Origin of the sequence: Microcoleus sp. AR_TQ3_B6, assembly GCF_036702785.1 — a bacterium.
Taxonomy (GTDB): Bacteria; Cyanobacteriota; Cyanobacteriia; order Cyanobacteriales; family Microcoleaceae; genus Microcoleus.
In genome coordinates, this window is record NZ_JAUBVJ010000005.1 from 158,647 (window position 1) to 177,419 (window position 18,773).

General features: G+C 45.9%; 13 protein-coding genes and 1 CRISPR repeat array. Of the genes, 7 read left to right on the forward strand and 6 right to left on the reverse strand.

Annotated features, from left to right (window positions below):
- Nucleotides 1-431 precede the first annotated feature (431 nt).
- From QUB56_RS04600 to petP, 3 genes are read right to left on the reverse strand one after another with little or no spacing between them, the layout of a single operon-like run.
- A complete protein-coding gene (locus QUB56_RS04600) occupies nucleotides 432-1,526 on the reverse strand; it encodes a Get3/ArsA fold putative tail anchor-mediating ATPase NosAFP (protein ID WP_332953550.1) in 1,095 nt (364 codons plus the stop codon).
- A 49-nt stretch (nucleotides 1,527-1,575) separates the two neighbouring features.
- Nucleotides 1,576-1,722, reverse strand: a complete 147-nt coding sequence (locus QUB56_RS04605) for a hypothetical protein (protein WP_332953552.1) — start codon at nucleotides 1,720-1,722, stop codon at nucleotides 1,576-1,578.
- 3 nt (nucleotides 1,723-1,725) lie between these two features.
- Nucleotides 1,726-1,926, reverse strand: coding sequence for a cytochrome b6f subunit PetP (gene petP / locus QUB56_RS04610; protein ID WP_332953553.1), 201 nt, complete (start codon nucleotides 1,924-1,926; stop codon nucleotides 1,726-1,728).
- Between the two features lie 53 nt (nucleotides 1,927-1,979).
- On the opposite strand from petP, the gene QUB56_RS04615 reads away from it, so the two are divergent.
- The 3 genes from QUB56_RS04615 to QUB56_RS04625 all read left to right on the forward strand — a co-directional run bounded on the left by QUB56_RS04615 (nucleotide 1,980) and on the right by QUB56_RS04625 (nucleotide 5,758).
- The gene (locus QUB56_RS04615; RefSeq protein ID WP_332953555.1) at nucleotides 1,980-2,252 is read left to right on the forward strand and encodes a hypothetical protein; all 273 of its coding nucleotides are present in this window, start codon (nucleotides 1,980-1,982) and stop codon (nucleotides 2,250-2,252) included.
- Between the two features lie 349 nt (nucleotides 2,253-2,601).
- Nucleotides 2,602-3,708 carry a FecR domain-containing protein gene (locus QUB56_RS04620; protein WP_332953556.1) on the forward strand — a complete coding sequence of 369 codons (1,107 nt, stop codon included), beginning with the start codon at nucleotides 2,602-2,604 and terminating at the stop codon, nucleotides 3,706-3,708.
- Between the two features lie 235 nt (nucleotides 3,709-3,943).
- Entirely contained in the window at nucleotides 3,944-5,758 is a 1,815-nt protein-coding gene (locus QUB56_RS04625; protein ID WP_332953557.1) for an adenylate/guanylate cyclase domain-containing protein, read from the forward strand.
- Between the two features lie 605 nt (nucleotides 5,759-6,363).
- Here QUB56_RS04625 and glsA read toward each other — a convergent pair.
- Entirely contained in the window at nucleotides 6,364-7,290 is a 927-nt protein-coding gene (gene glsA, locus QUB56_RS04630) for a glutaminase A (protein WP_332953559.1), read from the reverse strand.
- 670 nt (nucleotides 7,291-7,960) lie between these two features.
- Here glsA and QUB56_RS04635 point away from each other — a divergent pair.
- A complete protein-coding gene (locus QUB56_RS04635; protein ID WP_332953561.1) occupies nucleotides 7,961-8,305 on the forward strand; it encodes a hypothetical protein in 345 nt (114 codons plus the stop codon).
- On the opposite strand, the gene QUB56_RS04640 is transcribed toward QUB56_RS04635, so the two are convergent.
- Together QUB56_RS04640 and pap are read right to left on the reverse strand one after the other, a co-directional pair.
- Nucleotides 8,302-9,294 (reverse strand): YdcF family protein, encoded by a 993-nt coding sequence (locus QUB56_RS04640; protein WP_332953563.1) that lies wholly within the window; start codon nucleotides 9,292-9,294, stop codon nucleotides 8,302-8,304. The two genes, QUB56_RS04635 and QUB56_RS04640, sit on opposite strands and share 4 nt — an antisense overlap.
- A 353-nt stretch (nucleotides 9,295-9,647) precedes the next feature.
- Entirely contained in the window at nucleotides 9,648-11,135 is a 1,488-nt protein-coding gene (pap, locus tag QUB56_RS04645) for a polyphosphate:AMP phosphotransferase (protein WP_332953564.1), read from the reverse strand.
- Between the two features lie 707 nt (nucleotides 11,136-11,842).
- Here pap and QUB56_RS04650 point away from each other — a divergent pair.
- The 3 genes from QUB56_RS04650 (at nucleotide 11,843) to QUB56_RS04660 (ending at nucleotide 14,327) form a co-directional block, all read left to right on the forward strand.
- Nucleotides 11,843-12,427 (forward strand): GNAT family N-acetyltransferase, encoded by a 585-nt coding sequence (locus tag QUB56_RS04650; RefSeq protein ID WP_332953566.1) that lies wholly within the window; start codon nucleotides 11,843-11,845, stop codon nucleotides 12,425-12,427.
- A 132-nt stretch (nucleotides 12,428-12,559) separates the two neighbouring features.
- Nucleotides 12,560-12,949, forward strand: coding sequence for a GNAT family N-acetyltransferase (locus QUB56_RS04655; protein ID WP_332953575.1), 390 nt, complete (start codon nucleotides 12,560-12,562; stop codon nucleotides 12,947-12,949).
- 274 nt (nucleotides 12,950-13,223) lie between these two features.
- Nucleotides 13,224-14,327, forward strand: coding sequence for a precorrin-8X methylmutase (locus QUB56_RS04660; RefSeq protein WP_332953569.1), 1,104 nt, complete (start codon nucleotides 13,224-13,226; stop codon nucleotides 14,325-14,327).
- Between the two features lie 51 nt (nucleotides 14,328-14,378).
- Nucleotides 14,379-18,651: a CRISPR direct-repeat array (repeat unit 37 nt; unit sequence GTTTCAATCCCTAATAGGGAGTTAGGTTAATTGCGAT).
- Nucleotides 18,652-18,773 lie beyond the last annotated feature (122 nt).

An 18,773-nucleotide genomic window follows, 5' to 3' on the forward strand; every position in this document is an offset into this window, starting at 1 on the left:
TCCGACTAACAGATCCACTTGTTACCAGGCTCTGCCTGGTAACGCAGATCCGGAGGCTCTGCCTCCAATTTTCCTCCGCAATCGAGGCAGAGCCTCTAGACATTGGTTCCCAGGCAGAGCCGGGGAACCAGAGAATATCATAAGGACTCGGCCGTTGAAACCGCGTCTTGTCAAACGAAGTCTGCCTCCTCCGACTAACAGATCCACTTGTTACCAGGCTCTGCCTGGTAACGCAGATCCGGAGGCTCTGCCTCCAATTTTCCTCCACAATCGAGGCAGAGCCTCTAGACATTGGTTCCCAGGCAGAGCCGGGAAGGGATTTAGACATTGGTTCCCCGACAGAACCCGGGAACCAGGGATTTCCTAAAAATGTGGAACGGGCTCTTCTGCCCGTTCCTAAATAGCAGCTTAAATCCCCTACAACTTAACCACTAAAAAGAAATAATCAAGTAACCGTTCAGGAACTTAGCACCAGTAACAGACTTCCCAGTCAGCGCCGGAGGCAGCAAAATATTGCGCCGCTGATCGCCCGCTTCGATCGTCACTTCCGGCCCCGATTGAATCAATTTAATTTCTTTCTTGTCAAACCCAGGCAAAAACAAACTAACTTGACGCTGTGCAATGTTTATGTTAATGGGTTTAGGAGCTTTTGCCGCCTCAGAAAAATCTGGCAAAGCATCAATTAGCGGCTGCCAATTATTGTCACTGTGCGCCGGAACCGAAACAGCCGTTAAAGGATCAAACTCGGCATTAATAGCTTCTGTAATCGGTGCTTGATTGACAATGACACCGCCCACAGTCAAACCAACTTGTTGAGAACTTCCCCAAAGATAGCGGGCAGTTGCGATCGCGCTTGCATCCCCAGTCGTCACCAAAAAAGCCGCCGTGCGGTTCGGATCTGCCAGCGCTTCCTTACCCTTATCCAAAAGATTATCGACTTGCTTAGTAGATTGAAAAGCATTGTCTCCCGACAAATCCACCGTCAACACCGTACTGACAACCGGTTGAATAAAAGGTGAAAGCGCTTTCCCCAAATCCGAATCTACCAAAGCTTGACGGAACCTGCGGATATACCAACTCAAAATTTCCGGCATTCCCAGCATCCGCAGCGTATCCATGCCGCCGGGGCCGTCATAAACGATCGCATCGTATTGTTTGCTGTCCTCGTATTCCCGAAGTTCGTTCAACGCCAGCGCGCTGTCCATTCCCGGTAACACCCCTAATTCTTGACCGTAAATCTGCTTGAAAAACGGAGTACGGACATATTGAGCTTCTAGTTGTTTAACTTCGTCCCACCTGCGTTCTAGCAGCGGCGCGCTTTGCACCTGAACTGCTTTGAGGTTGGGGGCGATTTCTTGGGGGTTGAGAGTCAGGGGAACCCCTAGCAGAATACCCAATGCAGGGCCCGGATCTTGGCCGAGCAGCAGAACTCGCTTGCCTTGAGCCGCATATTTTTTAGCTGTTGCGATCGCGATCGTACTGCGGCCAGTGCCGCCTTTGCCCAAAAATGTCAAAATCAAAGCCATTTTCTGTTCTCACTGCCAAAGCTTACTCTTTAACATTTAAGCGCAACCGTCAGCCAGAGTGGGTAAGGGGGGAGAGTGGAGGAAGAGGAGAATCGGTGAGTGGGTGAGTGGGAGAGGGGAAGAATTGGGAAAATTTTTCCTCTTCCTTCTTCCTTCTTCCTTCTTCCTTCTTCCTTCTTCCTTCTTCCTTCAACATCTGCTAAACGGGTTCTAGCTCATCTTCAAAGAACCAAGTCGCAAAACCCTCAAACTTCACAACCACGCCTACTCCGCTACCGTCAACCATTTTGAATCCGTCAACAGTGCCTACTGGATTCTGCTTTATCTTGCCCACGATATTTGCAGGTATCCGATCTCTGAGACGGCGCACCTTCACTCTCTGACCTACTTCTATTGCCACTGAAATTGTTCTCCTGCTCTATATAACCTATATACAACCGTCCATTTTACAGTTTGGCGTCTACTTCCGAACAGCAACACCTAGCCACTGCGATCGCTCGCGATGATTTTCAGAAGGAATTTCGACCAACTTTCCCTAAAAAAGGGTATTCTAGTCGGAGTTGGTCGATCGTCTACCCTGATTCCCTTGGGTTTGCCCGATCGGCTTCCACAGCGGCAAGCTCCACTCCCAGAGCCTGGCGCACCACTTATATAATTATTTTTTATCGCTTCGCAACCAGAATCTTTTTATTAATTCCCACAACTACAGGATTTCTCCCCAATTAGTCATCCTTCCGGCAGAAGCCAAAAGGCATTCAGAAGCAGTAATTAACTTTATGTTTGCTATATATAAATCTTCGATCTCTCACCTTGACATCGGCGAAAAATCATGCTGCCAAGCACTTTGACTCTGGTTGGCAAAATTTCGCGAAGGTCAGATTTTAGTAAAGTGCCATGTTGTAAAAGTTTACTAAAATCTGAAAATAAAAAGAAGATTTAATGCTAGAATTTCATGCTGAGAAAGTCTATTTTTGCTGCTGTATTACGGCATAAAAGGTGGAACGATTGCCTGAGTTAGGGAGTCTAATAGAGGAAATGAAGTCAAGGAACTTCAAAGAATCACAAAATTGAAATTATGAATAAAAATTTTACGTGCTGGCGATCGACCAAAATTCCGCTCCTAAGTTTGTCCTTAGCAGTGTTCGCCTGTCTGCAGCTCGGTCGTGGGACGATCGCCAGTCCGCTCTCTCCATCCCCCAAACAGCCGTCGAACCCTACTAAAATAGCCTCGGTCGATCGACCGCCAGCATTGCCAACCGACTCACAATCTCCAAAAAATCAGGCAACAGAGGCGGCGAATTCATCCCCAGCAGAGACGATAAAGGCTCAGGGAACAGGGGGCGGGCGATCGCTCGAAATCCGAGAAATTAAGGGTACAGTCACCTTTAAAGGGCGACCGGCAGTCGTGGGCGATCGGCTGCTCGCCCCCGGAGACGAAATCATCACCGGCCCCGATTCCACAGCCCGTTTAGCCATCGACAACCACACTGGCATCGTGGAACTTGCCGAAAAAACCGCAGTCAGAATATCCGATTTGTCAAGCAGTGCAGGTGGCGAAAAAGACACAGCCATTTTTGTCAGCAGCGGGCGAGTCAGGTTGTCCGTCGGCAAAACTGCCGCGACAACTCCCGCAGCCAACACCTCAACAATTATCCTGCCGAACCAAATAGTTGCCCTAAATACATTCAGCGGACTCGGCAAATCCAGTCAAATTGCCCAACAAACAAGTTCTGCCAGAAGTGCCCCAGTCAGGGTTGAAACCCCAGAAGGCGTTGCCGGAGTCCGCGGCACCTCCTTTGGCGTCAGCGTCGGCGCAGGCAAAACCGCAGTCGAAACTATTGAAGGTGCAGTCGCAGTATCCGGCAGTACCAACTCGGAAGTAGTTGTCAACAGCGGCAACGCCACGACAATTTTCCCTCAAACCCCGCCCGTGGCGCCCTTAGCGAGCCCTCGCAAAGCTGAAGTCAAAATCCGCCGTTTGGTGAGACTCAGCGGCAATATCTATCGCTTCAGGGGTCAAATTAACCCGATCGACATAATTTATGTCAACAACGAACTGATTGAGATCGATCGAAAGGGCAACTTCCAAATCCAAGGAATTTTACCTCCAAGTCGCCGCCTCAGAATCGTAGTGCGAGGCCCGTCAATCACAGAACAGCATTACACCCTCGCAGTTCCCTAAACAACCTCTCTAAGAGTCAAGTGCGCGGGCAGTATCTGAGGACGTGAGTTAGATCCTAAGTCCTATCTGGGTTGATTATTTTGTGTAGGTGCGAAGCATTTCGCGGTGAATCTCGGTAGTCAAAATAAAGAAATTTTGCTTCAACCCTTCACCCTTAGGGTCTTATAAAACTTCATGACTCGCACTCCTCTCAAAGGTCTGACTCGAATGTCAATTATTGCGTCAAATTAATGGCATGAAGTTCAAAGAATGGATCGCTAATCTCAAACAAAATCAACTGATCAACCTGCGGCAATATATAATCACAAATCCTCCCTGGATGACAGGCGCCCTAGCAGGTCTAATGTCTGTAGCCATGCTGCAATTGGGAATGTGGAAACCCCTTGAATATTTGGGATACAACACGCTTTTTCAAATTCGAGAATCGGGAATTTGGCCAAATCCGGGATGGGATCAGAGAATTGCGGTAATTGCGATCGAACGCCATTCCTTGCAGGAATACGGTCAATTTCCTTGGCCCCGCAACCGCTACGCCGAACTGTTGTCTGCCCTAAAAAAATCTCCCCCCACAGCAGTTGGTTTCGATATTCTTTTCCTCGATCCGAGTCCGAAAGATGATATTTTAGCCGCTGCAATCGCCGCCAACGGCAAAGTTGTACTCGCGGGCACCATCAAAGAAGAACCTGTAGCCTCTTTAAAATCAGCAGCAGCAGGTGTCGGTCACATCGCCCACGAAGCCGATAGCGACGGTATTAGCCGCGAGTCAAAAATCTTTCTCGACGGGGTTCCTAATTTCGGTTTAGCAATGACTCACAGGTACAATGCTGCTAATCCCCAAAATCCAGTATTGCTCCCACAGTCAAACAATAGGCAGGCAAAAAAAGTCTGGGTTAACTGGCCTGGGAAAACAAAAAATCTACCCACCTATGCTTTTGTTGATGTTGTACAAGGTAGAATTCCCGCAGATGCTCTCACCAATAAGTTAGTTTTAGTGGGCATAGTTGCTACCGGTTTTGACCCGATAGCTTCACCTTTTGACCGCAATACAGCCGGGGTTTATTTATATGCAGCGTTGATTGACAATTTGCTCAATCAACGCTTGCTGCGGCGGCTGCCGATACTCGTAGAAATGTTGTTATTGTTCGGGATTGGCCCGCTTACCGGTTGGGTTCTGTGGAACCGAGGTGTTAGAGAGAGAATTGCGATCGCCCTCGGTTTGCCTATACTTTGGATTGGGGCTGCTGCTGTACTCTTTGGCTTCTTTTATTGGTGGGTGCCGATTGCCGCACCTATCGGCACCCTCATTTTAGCTGGCACTGCTTTGCAACTGCGGGAACAGTACGAAAAGCAACAGTTGATGAGGTTATTTGAAAAGCACGTCGATCCAGAGACTGCTCAGCTTATTTGGCAACGCAAAGCTGAGATATTTGAACAGGGAGAACTCGAACCTCAAGAACTTACAGCAACGGTGCTGTTTATGGATATTCGCAGTTTTACTTCGATTTCGGAAAAAATGCCGCCGCGGGATTTGCTCAACTGGCTCAATAATTATTTGGAAGCGATGACCGACTGTATTATGGATCACGGCGGCGTTGTAGATAAATACATCGGCGATGCAATTATGGCTGTTTTTGGGGTGCCTTTTTGCCATAGCGAATATCCAGAAATTCAAAAAGATGCTTTGAATGCAGTTGCGGCTTGCATCGCCATGCACGACAAGCTGCACGAACTTAACCAGCAGCTTAGAGTTGACCGCAAACCTTTAATTAAGTTTGGTATTGGTTTGCATACCGGACAGTTAGTTGCTGGCACTGTCGGCGGTTCCCGGCGTTTGAATTATTCTGTGATCGGCGATGCTGTCAACGTTGCTGCTAGATTGGAGGCGATGAATAAGGAAATTGTTTCTGACAGTCCTTTTAATTTGTTGGTGACGGGCAGGACTTTTGCTTACGTGCGCGATCGCTACGAAGGTCAAAAAGTAGGATCGATTCAATTGCGCGGCAAAAAAGAAGAAACTGTGGTTTATGCTATTTTGGGCGAAAAGCCTTAGTGATCAGTCAATCGATTTTAGATTTGAGATTTTAGATTTGAGATTGAACTGGTTCCGAGGTCGAGCCAATACAGCGATATAAGCGAGGAAGAGCCTCAATTGCGGAGGAAAATTCGAGGCACAGCCTCCTTTCTCTGCGTTATCAGGTAGAGCCTCGGAACGAGTCAAACAACACAGTCAACTCTCAACAGTCAACACTCAACAGTCAACTATAATTCCGGTGCAACCGGAATTGATATCATCTCACAAACCCGCGACCACCCAACAGTAAATCGAAATATACATTTTTTGTATTCGCTCACCCGTCAAGGTTGATGTAGATTATTAGCGGTGTGGAGGCGGGTTTATTAAGCTTGTTTGTAATGATGAGATATTGTCGTAAAACCCGCCCCTACAGAATTACAGCATTTTTTAGGTAAGTGAGGTACATAGCTTTCGATAGAGGACACGGCGCCGTGCCGTTTCCCTACAGCGATCGCTTGACTGGTATACTTCATCAAAGTGGAATCTGCTGTAGATCGTTTCCCAATTCCCACTTTCCACTTTCCAATTATTGTCCCCAATACTTCGGGGAAATTCAAGGGGGAATTTAACTGCAATCGTGTCTAATCAAATACGCTCAGCCGCAAAGATTTAGCTATTTGTTCTAACAGAAATAAGCCTGCGACAGAATTTCCCTCTTTATCCAGGGGCGGACTGTAAAAGCCGATCGCACCCTGGCCCGGAATTACCGACACCAAAGCCCCGCTAACTCCCGACTTGGCAGGCAATCCCACCCGCACCGCAAAGCGGCCGGATGCTTCATACAAACCGCAAGTTGCCATCAGTGCTTTGACAGTGCGGCAGTTTTCCCAGATTCCTCGATCGCCACTATTTACCAAAACCATTCCCAGCTTAGCTAAATCCTCCACAGTTCCCGACAAACAGCAGACGCGATTGTAAGTTTCTAAAGCAATTTCAGAGTTTTGAATATAACCAGAGTCTACCATTTTTAAGGCGAGATTCCTATTATTTTCATTCGGCATTGAATTCACTGAATTGAGCATTAACTCGTCAACCAATAACTGACTTTTTGCCTGTTGATTCAGCCAAGTTCGCAAGTTTTGACAGCGCGCCACAGCATTTTGACCGGGAATCAAAGACGCTAGGGCGATCGCCCCGCTATTAATCATCGGGTTTCTCGGCTTCCCTCGGTCTATTTCAAGTTGAGTTAAGGAATTGAAAGGCAGCTCCGAAGGCTCGCAGCCAACGCAGTCAAATACCCTTTTTTCCCCCAATTCGCACAGCAAATAAAGCAGCACAAAGGGCTTGACTGCGCTCATCAGCGAGAATGTTTGAGCAATGCTACCCCAGCTCAATAATTGACCGTCAATTGCCCGAATTTGCACGGAAAACCATTGTCTGTCGGCTCGCGCAAGGAGAGGTATGTATGCGGCGATTTGACCGGATTTACTGCGATTAATTGCCTCTTTTGCCCAAGCTTCCAGTTGTTCGGGTTGCAGGGAAGATAGTTTGCTGGTAGATGTTTTCACTCTCGATTATTTAGCTCATATCGATTCCGGTTGCACCGGAATCATGGTTGACTGTTGACTGTTGACTGTTGACTGTTGACTGTTGACTGTTGAATGTTGACTGTTGACTGTTGACCCTTCGACGAAGCTCAGGGCAACGCTGTTGACTGCGAGTCAAAAAAATGAAAATTGCGCGAATTATTTGTTACAAGCTTGATGAGACTTGACGCCCGACTCTTGAAGCGAGGATTTGATCTCATTCCGGCCCTCGGGTCCGAAATTGATATCAGAAAGCCGGTTGATTAACCGAATTGCGTCACTTGGGGCCGCTCCTGCAATAAACCGGGCTTGTTCGATGAGAGTAAGTGCGATCGATCTTCAGGCTGTTGACATTTGGGTCCGCCGGCAGCCCATAAATTTATTGACAATTTTTCCTAAAAAAAGCTGTACTTTGCATAAAAATCTGCCTTTCACCCAGATACATAATTAGCAGCTTTAAGGCAATGCTGCTACCCAAAACAAACGATTGCTAGCTGGAAAATGCCTTCAGGTTCTTATATTTAAGCGCCAGCAAGAGGCGGGGTGCATCTTTAACTTAATTTTTTCATAGTTCGGCAAATCCTATCTGGAAAGCCCCCGAACCTCTGAGAATTTACTATCCAACCGCATCTACCAAAATCAGGACAAAAAAATGGCAGAAGAAGCGAAAACAGAAGCAGCAAAACCCGCTCCAATGATTTTTAAGGGTGTGTGCAGCGACGGAGTTCTCAAAGGCAAAGAAATTCAAGGGAAACTAGACATCAAAGTTAACGTCGAATCCGTCACAACCCCAGAAGCACCGAAAAAAGCAGCCCCTGGGAGGAAAACAAATATTTTTTGGGTGCTGTTTTTATTAGTTGCCAACTTGGCCCTCGGCGACCCCGCCGGAATCAGAAAATACAGCTCCCCACAAAGGTCTCATTCTCATCAGATGTTAAACCAATCTGGGGAGCAGTCGCTGTTGCCTAAGAAAAACCCCAGCAACTCGCCACTTTAGGCCCTGGGAGCCTGCCAGCCGCGCAAATAGTAATAGATGGACCCGAAATATTCATCGAATACTCGCGTCGTAGTTAGCAAAGCTTCTGCATTAGGCAAAAAATCTCCCGCGTCTAAGCGGAGTCTGGATGTCCCTCCTGCAGTGGGTTGAAAAGTGTAGAAGTCGGTAGCTCTGGGAATCACCTGCATTCCCATATGCGCAAAAGTTAGGCTCGCACGGCGCATCTGCATCGCAGATGTTACCAGGATTACTTTGCGGCCGACGCCGCGGCTGTCGAGTATCTTTCTCACCTCTTCAGCGCTGGTGCGTATGTTGCTGCCGTTATTGTCGAGAACGATACTGCTGCGCGGCACGCCCATGTTGGTTGCCAGCAAAGTCTCGATATCCTTAGCTTCGCCAACATAACCCTCCAACTCGCGTCTCGGGCCTGCGGTAACGATGACCATAGGTGCGAGTTGTTTTCTGTACAAAACGGCAGCATAGGGCAGGCGATTGCCTGTATCTGTCAGTTGAATCGCTACTCGGTTGGGGATGTGAGGCTGAGTGGTTCCCTTGCCCAGTAGGACGATCGCCGCTGCGGTTTCGTCGCAGCAAACTCTCTGGACGGCTGCGGCCGCGTCCCGTTCTGCTTGCTCGGCGAACCAGTAAGCGACAACTGGCATACTCGAAAGGATCAAAACTAGCAGCGCTGCCAGAATCATTCTCGGGGCCGGGTTGCGGATGCCCCCGTTCGTGATCAGCGCCGATGCAATCACTAAGAGCGTGATTGAAAAACCCAGCGGCTTAAAGAAGAAGGCTATGAGCCCGAAAATCGCTGCTCCGACTGGGGTGTCTGGCGCAAAAAAAGCTAGGATCAAAAGGCTGATCAGCAGCAAAACGCGCAGTCGGTCTAATAAGGGATTGTCTTTGCCTCCTGATTGATCCCACCACGATTTGATCAGTGAGAACAGGAGGAATAGGAATAGAATGCGAGCTAACAGTTCTGGCATCTTGCAATATTCTGTGTCTTCATAAATTAGTACGGAAGTGTGGAAACGAGCGCGAATTTAGCTGCGGGAGGAAATACGGGCATCGGTGGGTTTTTAACTTTCGCGAATAACGCAGTCCGATCGCATTTATCCTGATGCTCGATTCCGGTCAGCTATCAACTATTGGTTGCAGGCGGAAAGCCCGCTACTTCCAGTCACAGATTGCTGAGAGTTAATTGGTAATTGATAACTGGTAATGGTTGATTGGTAATTGGTAATGGATCGAGCACAAGCAGGGTAAATTGGCAATTCTAGCCTGCTTTCTGCTGCCTGCTTTTTTTCCCATTACCTGTTACCGATTCCCCCATCCCAATTTATCGGCGCTTCAGTTGATTCCGAATTGCCTGCGTTACCGTTTGAATTACTTTAACACGAGCATAATACTTGTTATCGGCCGCAATTAGAGTCCAGGGAGCAGCCGGCGTGCTGGTGCGCTGAATCATTTGATTCACCGCCACTTCATAATAATTCCACTTTTGGCGATTCCGCCAATCTTCCTCAGTGAGTTTGTATTGTTTAAATGGATTGTTTTGCCGCTCTGTAAACCGCTTTAGTTGCTCGTCCGGACTGATGTGCAGCCAGAATTTAACTAAAACACAACCGAAACTGGTGAGTTGCTCCTCAAATTCGTTGATTTCCTGATAAGCTCGGCGCCATTCGGGTTCGGTAGCAAATCCTTCAACTCGCTCGACGAGCACTCTACCATACCAACTGCGATCGCAAATGCTGATTTTACCTGCAGTTGGCAGCCGCTGCCAGAACCGCCACAGGTAGTGATGCGCTTTTTCTTCATCTGTTGGGGCCGCAAAGGCATTAACAGTGTAACTGCGGGGGTCTAATATGTCCGTCAAGCGTTTGATCGCTCCTCCTTTACCTGCGGCGTCCCAACCTTCAAACAGCACTAACACGGGGATTTCCTCTTCGTAGATGCTTTGTTGCAGTTTGCCAAAACGGGTTTGTTCCTCGCGAAGTTGCTGTTTGTATTCGTCGGGCGACAGCGATTGAGTTAAATCTACTTGGGCCAGCAAGTCGGGTTCGGTGGGTTGCAAGCTTTCTTGAGGTGGCAATTTCACGGGTGCAGATTGCATCGGCAATCTGTCCAATGCTTCTGTAATTGTCGCTGCCATTTGCGTTAAAACTTTGACTCTCGCCCACCGTTGACAATTGCCTTCTACGAGGGTCCAAGGTGCCGAGCCCGTGCCGGTTTGGGCTACCATTTCTTCTGCCAAAGTTGTGTATTCTTCGTATTTTTTGGCTTGTTTCCAGTCTTCGGGCCGCACTCGCCAAGCTTGTAAGGTGTCGCTTTCTAGTTTGTTGAGCCGACGCTTGAGTTCTTTTTTGCTCAGGTGGATCCAAAATTTGGCAATTGCCGCGCCGTCATCTACCATCTGCCGCTCGAAGGCGTTGATTTGCCGGACAACTGTCGGTACTTCTGCGTCGGAGACTCGATCGAACAACCGATCTTCTAAAAGATGAGTGTACCAAGAATGGTAAAAAAAACCAATTTTGCCGCGGGCGGGGAGTTTCTGCCAAAACCGCCACAGGAAAGGATAGCCCATTTCTGCATCTGACGGCGGCCAAATCGGGTGGACCCCAAACCCCCGCGGGTCCATGTACCCCACCATTTTTTTGACGAGGGCGCCTTTGCCCGCGGCGGCCCAACCTTCGAGCACGATAATTGCGGGCAATTTTTTTTCCCTGCAGGCCAGTTGGAGCGATCGCAACTGTTTCATTAAAACTTCTATCTTGGCATCATAGGTTTCTTTATCCAGGGAAATATCTAAATCGAGATTGTCGAGCATATTTACCTCATATAAATCTGAGAAAACTGTTTAACGTTAGTTTAACGTTTGGATAAAATTAAATCCTCAATTCCGGGAAAAACGTTATAAAAATTACAGTTAGGGCAGGTTTAAAGCGCGGCGGTCCTGCCCTCAATTGCCAGCCTCGTTAATACTAGCAAGTTTCCCTCAATTTCAAACTTGCAAAAAAAAACAGCTCAGGTTATAGTTGAAATAGGGAACTTTTAAATAAGTTCAACTTCTCTCCTCCCCCGATCGGGCGAGTTAACAGGAGGAGCCAAAAATCCCTGAAAAAGGATTTATTGTAAAACAGAGCAAAAGTAAAAATCAACTACCCGGTGGGGGTGAAAACTTCTTTACTTAGCTGTACAAACTTTATTCAAACAATAGTTACTTCAGCACCAAGCTTGGTAACGAAAGAGAGCGCGACTCATCGACATCCAGCCATAAACTCACATACAAAATTAGCCCGAACGGGCAAACCAATTTTTATGATTGCCTAATTAGATAAAACCTGAAAGCCTGGGTGATATAAACAGGTTTCTGAGTTTTATCGACACCACAATCAATCTGCATTACCTCCGCGTTTATCCGCATCGATGTGCGGTTAACAATCAAAAACTCGGATTTTTGCCAGAAATTCACTGTACTTGTTTGCCAATACCACTTAAGAGGAACAGTCCGCAATTACGGATTGCCAGTTTTTTATGAATATCTTAACAACACGCTCCTACAAGGGCGAAACTGACTGGTGCGCGATCGCAAATTTAATCGATGCTTGCGAAACAGTCGATCGCCTCGGCGAAGAATTCTCAGCAACTGAACTGAAGCTGATACTTGATGCACCCAAACTCGACAAAGCCCGCGACGTGCAATTGTGGGAAGATGGTAATTACAAACCGATCGGTTTGGCACTCCTAGATATGCCCGATTCCCGGAATGAAATAGACGCTTGTCTCTGGTTTTACGTGCATCCAAACCTGCGCCGCCAAGGTTTAGAAAAAGACATAATTAAATGGGGAGAAAATCGGCTGCGCGAAGTAGGAAAAGAACGGAATTTGCCTGCAAAATTGCGTACCTGCAGCCGCGAGGATAAAACCGATGAAATCCTGCTGTTAGAAAAACAGGGCTTTGAGGTCGATCGCTATTTTCTGACAATGGCCCGATCCCTCGCCGAACCGATTCCCACACCGGAATTTCCGGCTGATTTTGCCCTAACACACGTATCGGGGGAAGAAGACATCGAACCCTGGGTAGAAATGTTCAACCAGTCAATCGATTTTAGATTTTAGATTTTAGATTTTAGATTTTAGATTGACCCCACGGATAAATGCGGGGGTTTGAGGATTTTCGATTTTCGATTTTGGATTGATTCCACGGATAAATCACGTGGCGGGTACCACCTTTGAAATTCTTGGTCATTTATCGATCACTGGAATCACCACGATTTAACTGCGGAAACCGTGCGCTACTGGATGCAAGACGCCAACTATCAGCCGGAATTAGATTTAATTGCTGTTTCGGGCGATCGCAAATTTGCAGCTTTCTGCGACTGTCAAATCAAACCCCAAAAAAACGCCCGCAGCGGCACAAAAGACGGTTGGATTGAATTGTTGGGTACGCGGCGCGACTTTCGGAAAATGGGTTTAGGAAAAGCGATGCTGCTGGCGGGTTTGCACTCCTTAAAAGCGGCGGGTGCAAACACAGCTAAACTCAGCGTCGATGCTGACAGTTTGACAGGGGCGACAAAGCTTTACAAATCAGTCGGTTTCCGCCCGATGGAAACTTGGATCGAGTGGGCTAAGACTGTGTAAATTGACAGTTGACTGTTGACTGTTAGCTGTTTACTGTTTGACTCGTTACCAGGCAGAGCCTGGTAACGCATATCCGGAGGCTCTGCCTCCCTTGTCGCAGCCGAGGCAGAGCCTCGCTTACATCGGTTCCCAGGCAGAGCTTGGAAGTTAAATAAGCGATTGGGCCGTAGAAAAAGTGTCCGGACTATTGAATTTCTTACTCCCTCCCCTTGCTAAAGGGAGGGTTGGGGTAAAAAATTTACGCCTCGGGCAAGGATTACTATAATTTGGTATTATGCAGCAAGAATACCTGACAATCAAACAACTTACAGAAGCGGTAAAAGGCACAATTACTCCTCGGATGGTGCGACATTATCACGCATTGGGGCTGCTATCTCCGGCGGTGCGATCGACCTCTAACTACAGATTGTACACCCGCAGCGACGTGCAAAGACTGCAAAGAATAGTCGCACTCAAGCAGCAAGGCTTTCAACTGTCTCACATCCGCAAACTGTTAGAAACAGATGCGGATGCTTCCTCAGAGGGGCTGATGGCGACTCTGCAACGGCAATATCTGTCGGTTATTCAGCAAATTGTTCGCCTCAGAGAAACGGCTTCGGCGCTGGAAGGATTGCTGGGACGGGATATTTCTTGTCAAGCGGTGCAAGCGGACGCCTTGGCGCAATTAAGGCTGTTGCAGGCGGAAACTGAGGGGGGGTTGGATGAGTTGGAACAAGTTTGGGAGGGTTGGGATGCGGGGGCGCACACTCACCCGGAGGATTTTGGGGAGTCGTTGCAGCATTTGTTGCCGGATTTGGGCGATCGCTCGGAAATTGAGGTAGACTTGCTTTCTAAACTGGTGTTAGCCTGCGGAGATTGTTCCCTGCTGCCGTTTGTGAAGTTAAGCGCAACGGCGATTAAATCGGCGCGGGATGCTTTGAAAAATCAGTGTCAAATTGTGGCTGATGTGCCGCCTGTTTTTGCCGCTTTGGATCGGACTAGATTGGCGCATTTGGGAACAAGTATTGCAACTTTAATTGACGATCCGCACATCAATGCTGCGGCGGAAGCGGAACAGGAATTCTGGCGGCAGGGTGAGTGGTTTGATAAGTTGTTGAAACTGGAAAAGGGATGTATATTGGTGATAGGATATGCGCCGTCTGTGCTGATGGCGGTTTGCGAGGCGATCGAGTGCGGGCAACTGCAACCGGCTTTGGTAGTGGGAATGCCGATCGGTTTTAGTCATTCTCCGGTGGCGAAACGGCGCTTAGTGCGATCGGGCGTTGCTTATATTACGACTCTGGGAACTTTTGGCGGCGGGTTGTTGGCGGCGGTTGCCTTGAATGCTTTGGTTGAGTCTTTGATTGAAAAGCCGAATTGTCACTGTCATCTCAAGTGAAGATGGGATTTAGGTTTATGGTGGCTTAATTTGTATTTTCCTCTTTCATAGGTTTCAATCCCTAATAGGGATTTAGGTTAATTGCGGCAAGCCGAAATTTCATTTCGGTTAATGAATCAAACAGATGTTTCAATCCCTAATAGGGAGTTAGGTTAATTGCGATCATACCTCGACCAAGCAGTTGCCAATCTAGCGAGGTTTCAATCCCTAATAGGGAGTTAGGTTAATTGCGATCAAATACAAGCAGGCGCAGGAATGTCATTTCCTGTGTTTCAATCCCTAATAGGGAGTTAGGTTAATTGCGATTTTGGGTGGCATAAGTTGTTATTCCTCGGAATGTGGTTGAGTTTCAATCCCTAATAGGGAGTTAGGTTAATTGCGATTAGGATGCGCGCCCCCCAAATTGCTATTTTTTGATGTTTCAATCCCTAATAGGGAGTTAGGTTAATTGCGATCATACAAAGCGGGGGCGGCTCAATGGTTCGGTGAGGTTTCAATCCCTAATAGGGAGTTAGGTTAATTGCGATCATAATCTAATAGAAGTAACAGAAGACACCGTGGTTTCAATCCCTAATAGGGAGTTAGGTTAATTGCGATTTAATATTAACTGGGTGATGCCAGAAGTGCTTACGTTTCAATCCCTAATAGGGAGTTAGGTTAATTGCGATCTGAAACATTTTATTTGCACCTTAATGCAACTGTTGTTTCAATCCCTAATAGGGAGTTAGGTTAATTGCGATAAAAAAAATCTGTGTAAATTACAATTTCATTTTGTTTCAATCCCTAATAGGGAGTTAGGTTAATTGCGATCCTGACTAGCCGAATTACTCCACTGGTTAGGAGCCCGTTTCAATCCCTAATAGGGAGTTAGGTTAATTGCGATTTTTTGATTGTGCAAAATTATGCTGACAAGTTTACCGGTTTCAATCCCTAATAGGGAGTTAGGTTAATTGCGATTGGCACTCACGTGGCCCCGAACAAGCCAACTGATAGTTTCAATCCCTAATAGGGAGTTAGGTTAATTGCGATTTAGTATCTTGCTCGACTGCTTGCATTTCGTCAGATGGTTTCAATCCCTAATAGGGAGTTAGGTTAATTGCGATGTAGATTTGTTTTGGCTAGCTATAGCCAGGTTTAAGTGGTTTCAATCCCTAATAGGGAGTTAGGTTAATTGCGATATGTTTGGGCATTTACTTGGCAAACGGGGGCGGGATGTTTCAATCCCTAATAGGGAGTTAGGTTAATTGCGATCAAAGGTCGGTTTCCCAGCCAACAAAACAAATAATTTTTTGTTTCAATCCCTAATAGGGAGTTAGGTTAATTGCGATACTCGACCCAAAACAACAACACTGCGAACAGTTACGTTTCAATCCCTAATAGGGAGTTAGGTTAATTGCGATCTAGAGATGTTATATCTGAATGGCTATTTGTATCTGTTTCAATCCCTAATAGGGAGTTAGGTTAATTGCGATTATATTAAATGTCAGTTTTTTTATATTGGTTCTGCCACGTTTCAATCCCTAATAGGGAGTTAGGTTAATTGCGATGCTTGGATCGCCCTCAAAATGCCCGAGTATCCGCGTTTCAATCCCTAATAGGGAGTTAGGTTAATTGCGATCGGAGTTTATAAGGATATTGGTAGTAATGAGATGTGTTTCAATCCCTAATAGGGAGTTAGGTTAATTGCGATGCGATGTAAACGCGCTTGTGTGTTTTCTCTCCAATGGTTTCAATCCCTAATAGGGAGTTAGGTTAATTGCGATCTAATGAACTGCCTCCACCGCAGCTAAAAGTTGTCATGTTTCAATCCCTAATAGGGAGTTAGATTAATTGCGATGATCGAATTAATGAGGTTCGTTGGAGTAGAAGATTTTTGTTTCAATCCCTAATAGGGAGTTAGGTTAATTGCGATAAGGTAGAAGGAAATAAATATTGGATTAGCGGAATGGTTTCAATCCCTAATAGGGAGTTAGGTTAATTGCGATGTTGGCGGATCGAATCGCGAACAAAATCTACGAGGTTTCAATCCCTAATAGGGAGTTAGGTTAATTGCGATTTTTACTGATCGACTAGCTTATGGGTCGTATGCTTTGTTTCAATCCCTAATAGGGAGTTAGGTTAATTGCGATTTTAGGTTCTACTCAAAAGTTTTCAGCTAATTTAGAGATTAGTTTCAATCCCTAATAGGGAGTTAGGTTAATTGCGATTTAGTAGATGAATATATTCAGTTATGGAAGAAAGAAGTTTCAATCCCTAATAGGGAGTTAGGTTAATTGCGATGAGAGATTACTCAACTCATGTAATAGTATCGCTGCTTAGGTTTCAATCCCTAATAGGGAGTTAGGTTAATTGCGATGGTACGTACAAACTGGGAAGAGAGATAAAGAGGAGTTTCAATCCCTAATAGGGAGTTAGGTTAATTGCGATAGGAGGTCTTATGTGCAAGTCATAGAATTATTTGGTTTCAATCCCTAATAGGGAGTTAGGTTAATTGCGATTTGTCAGTATATAATTTTATGGCAACAAAATCAAGTTTCAATCCCTAATAGGGAGTTAGGTTAATTGCGATTCAGTCTTCGGGGAGTTTCCATCAGCAAAGCAGAGTTTCAATCCCTAATAGGGAGTTAGGTTAATTGCGATCCCAAAGCACCGCCAAGTCCGTTTCCAATCCCAGTACAGAGTTTCAATCCCTAATAGGGAGTTAGGTTAATTGCGATCTAATCCTTGGGATGTTACTCCTGAGACAGAGGAGTTTCAATCCCTAATAGGGAGTTAGGTTAATTGCGATCTTCCCCCTTCCCCCCACTTCCGCTTGTTGTGGGTCTGTCGTTTCAATCCCTAATAGGGAGTTAGGTTAATTGCGATTTGCAACACGATCGCCACGATCGTAGAATTTCAAGTTTCAATCCCTAATAGGGAGTTAGGTTAATTGCGATAAGTCAACTTGGCAGAAGGTAAGTTAATTACAGCCAGTTTCAATCCCTAATAGGGAGTTAGGTTAATTGCGATGTGTGGGTGTGCCATAAGTTGTCCTTCAGGTGATCGGTTTCAATCCCTAATAGGGAGTTAGGTTAATTGCGATGAACCATGAGAAACCTCACCAACTAACTAATTGTTGTTTCAATCCCTAATAGGGAGTTAGGTTAATTGCGATTTGGTATTTTCCAAACGCTGGAGAAAATCTATTTAGGTTTCAATCCCTAATAGGGAGTTAGGTTAATTGCGATACTGGAAAAAAGTTCCTACAAAAGATACAACATGGTTGTTTCAATCCCTAATAGGGAGTTAGGTTAATTGCGATCGTACATCCGATGAGATGCAGGCAGTCGAGCAGCAAGATACTGTTTCAATCCCTAATAGGGAGTTAGGTTAATTGCGATTTGTTGGTGGCGGAAATAGGCGATCGAACTTACAAGTTTCAATCCCTAATAGGGAGTTAGGTTAATTGCGATTTAGTTATCTTACTTATGTGTTGAGTAAGGCACCTTAGTTTCAATCCCTAATAGGGAGTTAGGTTAATTGCGATATAAAGGACTGTTAGATTGGTCAAGTGTTCAAAGTTTCAATCCCTAATAGGGAGTTAGGTTAATTGCGATGAGCATTTAACTGTTCTCTGCGACATGGGACATTAGTTTCAATCCCTAATAGGGAGTTAGGTTAATTGCGATTTAAATTTAGATTGGAAGTTAGGTACTCTAGAAGTTTCAATCCCTAATAGGGAGTTAGGTTAATTGCGATTTGGCAGCAGAAACAGGAAAATGGTGGAAGACGAGGTTTCAATCCCTAATAGGGAGTTAGGTTAATTGCGATATTGCTGACATGAAAGAATCCACACAGGATTTCGTAAGAGTTTCAATCCCTAATAGGGAGTTAGGTTAATTGCGATTTTGGACTTTCGACTAATTCAAAAACTGGTACATTTGTTTCAATCCCTAATAGGGAGTTAGGTTAATTGCGATGTGGGAAATTGCTAATGCTGAGAATGAAAAGCTCAAGTTTCAATCCCTAATAGGGAGTTAGGTTAATTGCGATTTTTCCAAACTGTCTTTTCCGTCTAAAAAATTCAAGTTTCAATCCCTAATAGGGAGTTAGGTTAATTGCGATGTACTGTGATGCGCTCTCCCTCAAACTCAATTTTTCTGTTTCAATCCCTAATAGGGAGTTAGGTTAATTGCGATGCTGCGTGTAAAGCTTCAGTGCGATGCTCCGGCACGTTTCAATCCCTAATAGGGAGTTAGGTTAATTGCGATCCTAATCAAAGAATATGTAAAGCAATTTATTGCTGAGGTTTCAATCCCTAATAGGGAGTTAGGTTAATTGCGATTGGAAGTTATTGCGATACTTGGGATTTCTATACAGGTTTCAATCCCCAGCCCTGTCAAGGTAGGTCTTAAAATCTCTCTAATACTCTAGGGAGTTGAAATTTAGGCTGTAGGCTTGAAAAAT

Coding starts and splice junctions, on each gene's coding strand:
- QUB56_RS04600 (WP_332953550.1), bottom strand. CDS start 1,526: ATGGCTTTGATTTTGACATTTTTGGGCAAAGGCGGCACTGGCCGCAGT.
- QUB56_RS04605 (WP_332953552.1), bottom strand. CDS start 1,722: ATGTTGAAGGAAGAAGGAAGAAGGAAGAAGGAAGAAGGAAGAAGGAAG.
- QUB56_RS04620 (WP_332953556.1), top strand. CDS start 2,602: ATGAATAAAAATTTTACGTGCTGGCGATCGACCAAAATTCCGCTCCTA.
- QUB56_RS04625 (WP_332953557.1), top strand. CDS start 3,944: ATGAAGTTCAAAGAATGGATCGCTAATCTCAAACAAAATCAACTGATC.
- QUB56_RS04635 (WP_332953561.1), top strand. CDS start 7,961: ATGGCAGAAGAAGCGAAAACAGAAGCAGCAAAACCCGCTCCAATGATT.
- QUB56_RS04640 (WP_332953563.1), bottom strand. CDS start 9,294: ATGCCAGAACTGTTAGCTCGCATTCTATTCCTATTCCTCCTGTTCTCA.
- pap (WP_332953564.1), bottom strand. CDS start 11,135: ATGCTCGACAATCTCGATTTAGATATTTCCCTGGATAAAGAAACCTAT.
- QUB56_RS04650 (WP_332953566.1), top strand. CDS start 11,843: ATGAATATCTTAACAACACGCTCCTACAAGGGCGAAACTGACTGGTGC.
- QUB56_RS04660 (WP_332953569.1), top strand. CDS start 13,224: ATGCAGCAAGAATACCTGACAATCAAACAACTTACAGAAGCGGTAAAA.